A 5,599-nucleotide genomic window follows, 5' to 3' on the forward strand; every position below is an offset into this window, starting at 1 on the left:
GGCCGTGACCCGGGTGCGTCCGTTCCTTGAGAACTCAACAGCGTGCACTATGTTCAATGCCAATTTTTGAACCTCGTTTTCCTGCTTCGGTGGGGGATGGGATTCCTTTGATTGATGGACAATTTGATTTTCGAGTCAGTTGTTTCTCTGTCAGTGATTTGAACTCCTCGGCGCTCTCTTTTGGGGGTGTTGGGAACCATTTTTTTTGGAGAGTTTGATCCTGGCTCAGGACGAACGCTGGCGGCGTGCTTAACACATGCAAGTCGAACGATGAAGCCCAGCTTGCTGGGTGGATTAGTGGCGAACGGGTGAGTAACACGTGAGTAACCTGCCCTGGACTCTGGGATAACCCCGAGAAATCGGAGCTAATACCGGATAGGACCTTTCCTCGCATGAGGTTTGGTGGAAAGTTTTTCGGTCTGGGATGGACTCGCGGCCTATCAGCTTGTTGGTGAGGTAATGGCTCACCAAGGCGTCGACGGGTAGCCGGCCTGAGAGGGTGACCGGCCACACTGGGACTGAGACACGGCCCAGACTCCTACGGGAGGCAGCAGTGGGGAATATTGCACAATGGGCGCAAGCCTGATGCAGCAACGCCGCGTGCGGGATGACGGCCTTCGGGTTGTAAACCGCTTTTAGTAGGGAAGAAGGGCTTCGGCTTGACGGTACCTGCAGAAAAAGGACCGGCTAACTACGTGCCAGCAGCCGCGGTAATACGTAGGGTCCGAGCGTTGTCCGGAATTATTGGGCGTAAAGAGCTCGTAGGCGGTTTGTCGCGTCTGCTGTGAAAACTAGAGGCTCAACCTCTAGCCTGCAGTGGGTACGGGCAGACTTGAGTGGTGTAGGGGAGACTGGAATTCCTGGTGTAGCGGTGGAATGCGCAGATATCAGGAGGAACACCGATGGCGAAGGCAGGTCTCTGGGCACTTACTGACGCTGAGGAGCGAAAGCGTGGGGAGCGAACAGGATTAGATACCCTGGTAGTCCACGCCGTAAACGTTGGGCGCTAGATGTGGGGACCTTTCCACGGTTTCCGTGTCGTAGCTAACGCATTAAGCGCCCCGCCTGGGGAGTACGGCCGCAAGGCTAAAACTCAAAGGAATTGACGGGGGCCCGCACAAGCGGCGGAGCATGCGGATTAATTCGATGCAACGCGAAGAACCTTACCAAGGCTTGACATATACGAGAACGGGCCAGAAATGGTCAACTCTTTGGACACTCGTATACAGGTGGTGCATGGTTGTCGTCAGCTCGTGTCGTGAGATGTTGGGTTAAGTCCCGCAACGAGCGCAACCCTCGTCGCATGTTGCCAGCACGTTATGGTGGGGACTCATGTGAGACTGCCGGGGTCAACTCGGAGGAAGGTGGGGATGACGTCAAATCATCATGCCCCTTATGTCTTGGGCTTCACGCATGCTACAATGGCCGGTACAAAGGGCTGCGATGTCGTAAGGCGGAGCGAATCCCAAAAAGCCGGTCTCAGTTCGGATTGAGGTCTGCAACTCGACCTCATGAAGTCGGAGTCGCTAGTAATCGCAGATCAGCAACGCTGCGGTGAATACGTTCCCGGGCCTTGTACACACCGCCCGTCAAGTCATGAAAGTCGGTAACACCCGAAGCCGGTGGCCTAACCCTTGTGGAGGGAGCCGTCGAAGGTGGGATCGGTGATTAGGACTAAGTCGTAACAAGGTAGCCGTACCGGAAGGTGCGGCTGGATCACCTCCTTTCTAAGGAGCATCTGGAGGCTTCGGCCTTCCAGGCATGCCAGTTCAGCGGCGTTCGTTCGCTGCTGGCAGCTCATGGGTGGAACATTGACATAGGCATCGGCTGCAAGGGTCTTGACCTAGTACGCCGCTCTTCGGAGTGGTTGGAACGGTGGGGGTCTGCGGGGTTGGTGCGTGCACGCTGTTGGGTCCTGAGGGACCGGGCGATCCTCGCGCTTTCGGGTGCGGGGTGATGGTCTCTTCAGGCCTTCGCCGACGCCGGCTGTTGCTGGTGGGGGTGGGGGTTCTGACCGTCTGTTGAGAACTACATAGTGGACGCGAGCATCTTAGATTCAACGTCTTCGGACGTTGGGTCACAAGGTGAGTCGCCGGTGGGTGCCTTCGGGTGCCTGTTCGGCGTATTCACTGGTCAATTTCGCATCCGGGCCTTCGGGTTCGGGTGTGCGATTCGATAACTCATGTGATTTCAAGTTTCTAAGAGCAAACGGTGGATGCCTTGGCATCTGGAGCCGAAGAAGGACGTCGTAATCTGCGATAAGCCTCGGGGAGCTGATAAACGAGCTGTGATCCGAGGATTTCCGAATGGGGAAACCCCGCCAGGCCCTCAGGGTGACCTGGTGACTCCCGCCTGAATATATAGGGCGGGTAGAGGGAACGTGGGGAAGTGAAACATCTCAGTACCCACAGGAAGAGAAAACAACCGTGATTCCGTGAGTAGTGGCGAGCGAAAGCGGAAGAGGCTAAACCGGTCATGTGTGATACCCGGCAGGGGTTGCATGGTCGGGGTTGTGGGACCTCTCGGGCTGTTCTGCCGGACAGCCGCGGTGACGCGTCAGGTATAGACGAACCGGATTGAAAGCCGGACCGGAGTGGGTGTGAGTCCCGTAGTCGAAATGCCTGGCCGGCCGGAGGGGGATCCCAAGTAGCACGGGGCCCGAGAAATCCCGTGTGAATCTGTCAGGACCACCTGATAAGCCTAAATACTCCCAGATGACCGATAGCGGACAAGTACCGTGAGGGAAAGGTGAAAAGTACCCCGGGAGGGGAGTGAAATAGTACCTGAAACCGTTTGCTTACAAACCGTTGGAGCCTCCTTGTTGGGGTGACAGCGTGCCTTTTGAAGAATGAGCCTGCGAGTTAGTGATCTGTGGCGAGGTTAACCCGTGTGGGGCAGCCGTAGCGAAAGCGAGTCTGAATAGGGCGATTCAGTCGCAGGTCCTAGACCCGAAGCGAAGTGATCTATCCATGGCCAGGTTGAAGCGACGGTAAGACGTCGTGGAGGACCGAACCCACTTAGGTTGAAAACTGAGGGGATGAGCTGTGGATAGGGGTGAAAGGCCAATCAAACTTCGTGATAGCTGGTTCTCTCCGAAATGCATTTAGGTGCAGCGTTGCGTGTTTCTTGCCGGAGGTAGAGCTACTGGATGGCCGATGGGCCCCAACAGGTTACTGACGTCAGCCAAACTCCGAATGCCGGTAAGTGAGAGCGCAGCAGTGAGACGGTGGGGGATAAGCTTCATCGTCGAGAGGGAAACAACCCAGACCACCAACTAAGGTCCCTAAGCGCGTGCTAAGTGGGAAAGGATGTGGAGTTGCACAGACAACCAGGAGGTTGGCTTAGAAGCAGCCACCCTTGAAAGAGTGCGTAATAGCTCACTGGTCAAGTGATTCCGCGCCGACAATGTAACGGGGCTCAAGCACGTCACCGAAGTTGTGGCATTGACATATTAGGTAGGCCTTCGTGGTCCAGCCGTGTTGATGGGTAGGAGAGCGTCGTGTGCTGGGTGAAGCGGCGGTGGAAACCAGCCGTGGACGGCACACGAGTGAGAATGCAGGCATGAGTAGCGAAAGACGGGTGAGAAACCCGTCCTCCGGAAGACCAAGGGTTCCAGGGTCAAGCTAATCTGCCCTGGGTAAGTCGGGACCTAAGGCGAGGCCGACAGGCGTAGTCGATGGACAACGGGTTGATATTCCCGTACCGGCGAAGAACCGCCCACACGAAACCAGGAGTGCTAAGCATCCCAAGCCGCGACCGACCCTTCGGGGAACGTCGCGGGGCGGCATGCGACCCCATCTGGTGGAGTGAGCGTGATAACAGGTGTGACGCAGGAAGGTAGCCCAGCCCGGGCGATGGTTGTCCCGGGGCAAGCGTGTAGGCCGAGCGATAGGCAAATCCGTCGCTCATCAAGGCTGAGACGTGACGCGGATGAAAAGTGGGTGATCCTATGCTGCCGAGAAAAGCATCGACGCGAGGTTCCAGCCGCCCGTACCCCAAACCGACTCAGGTGGTCAGGTAGAGAATACCGAGGAGATCGAGAGAATCGTGGTTAAGGAACTCGGCAAAATGCCCCCGTAACTTCGGGAGAAGGGGGGCCGGATTCGTGAAGGGACTTGCTCCTGGAGCGTTGAAGGCCGCAGAGACCAGTGGGAAGCGACTGTTTACTAAAAACACAGGTCCGTGCCAAGTCGCAAGACGATGTATACGGACTGACGCCTGCCCGGTGCTGGAAGGTTAAGAGGACCGGTTAGCTCTTCGGAGCGAAGCTGAGAATTTAAGCCCCAGTAAACGGCGGTGGTAACTATAACCATCCTAAGGTAGCGAAATTCCTTGTCGGGTAAGTTCCGACCTGCACGAATGGCGTAACGACTTCCCAGCTGTCTCAACCGCGAACTCGGCGAAATTGCATTACGAGTAAAGATGCTCGTTACGCGCAGAAGGACGGAAAGACCCCGTGACCTTTACTACAGCTTGGTATTGGTGTTCGGTGTGGCTTGTGTAGGATAGGTGGGAGACTGTGAAGCGGGCACGCCAGTGTTCGTGGAGTCATTGTTGAAATACCACTCTGGTCACTCTGGATATCTAACTTCGAACCGTGATCCGGTTCAGGGACAGTGCCTGGTGGGTAGTTTAACTGGGGCGGTTGCCTCCCAAAGAGTAACGGAGGCGCCCAAAGGTTCCCTCAACCTGGTTGGCAATCAGGTGGCGAGTGTAAGTGCACAAGGGAGCTTGACTGCGAGACTGACAGGTCGAGCAGGGACGAAAGTCGGGACTAGTGATCCGGCAGTGGCTTGTGGAAGCGCTGTCGCTCAACGGATAAAAGGTACCTCGGGGATAACAGGCTGATCTTGCCCAAGAGTCCATATCGACGGCATGGTTTGGCACCTCGATGTCGGCTCGTCGCATCCTGGGGCTGGAGTAGGTCCCAAGGGTTGGGCTGTTCGCCCATTAAAGCGGTACGCGAGCTGGGTTTAGAACGTCGTGAGACAGTTCGGTCCCTATCCTCTGCGCGCGCAGGAAATTTGAGAGGATCTGACCCTAGTACGAGAGGACCGGGTTGGACGAACCTCTGGTGTGCCAGTTGTTCCGCCAGGAGCACCGCTGGTTAGCTACGTTCGGGATGGATAACCGCTGAAAGCATCTAAGCGGGAAGCCGGCCTCAAGATGAGATTTCCATCCCTTCGGGGGAGAGGCTCCCAGCCAGACGACTGGGTTGATAGGCCAGATGTGGAAGCACCGCAAGGTGTGCAGCTGACTGGTACTAATACGCCGACAACTTGACAATCACTATCCACACCATCGTTGTAGGCAGCGGTGTGGAGCCTGATGACTCGCGTCCACTCTGTGGTTCCCAGCAGACGGGAAACCCAAACACAATCACACAGTGATACCCGCACCCCACCCGCACCACGCGGACACCAGGGGTGCCACCGAGACCACCACCACACCCCCGACGGGTGCGGCTGGTACCAGAGTTTCGGCGGCCATAGCGCGAGGGAAACGCCCGGACACATTCCGAACCCGGAAGCTAAGACTCGCAGCGCCGATGGTACTGCAGGGGCGACCCTGTGGGAGAGTAGGACACCGCCGGACATTC

General features: G+C 56.8%; 3 rRNA genes. All 3 read left to right on the forward strand.

The window, feature by feature from the left end:
• Window positions 1-202 precede the first annotated feature (202 nt).
• The 3 genes from WBQ80_RS16955 to rrf all read left to right on the forward strand — a co-directional run bounded on the left by WBQ80_RS16955 (window position 203) and on the right by rrf (window position 5,595).
• Window positions 203-1,727 (forward strand): 16S ribosomal RNA (locus WBQ80_RS16955).
• A gap of 461 nt (window positions 1,728-2,188) precedes the next feature.
• A 23S ribosomal RNA gene (locus tag WBQ80_RS16960) occupies window positions 2,189-5,287 on the forward strand.
• A 191-nt stretch (window positions 5,288-5,478) separates the two neighbouring features.
• Window positions 5,479-5,595: ribosomal RNA gene (gene rrf, locus WBQ80_RS16965) — 5S ribosomal RNA — on the forward strand.
• Together the 16S, 23S and 5S rRNA genes form the textbook arrangement of a ribosomal RNA operon.
• Window positions 5,596-5,599 lie beyond the last annotated feature (4 nt).

The sequence above is a fragment of the Agromyces sp. CCNWLW213 genome (genome assembly GCF_037199545.1).
In the GTDB taxonomy this organism is placed as follows: Bacteria; Actinomycetota; Actinomycetes; order Actinomycetales; family Microbacteriaceae; genus Agromyces.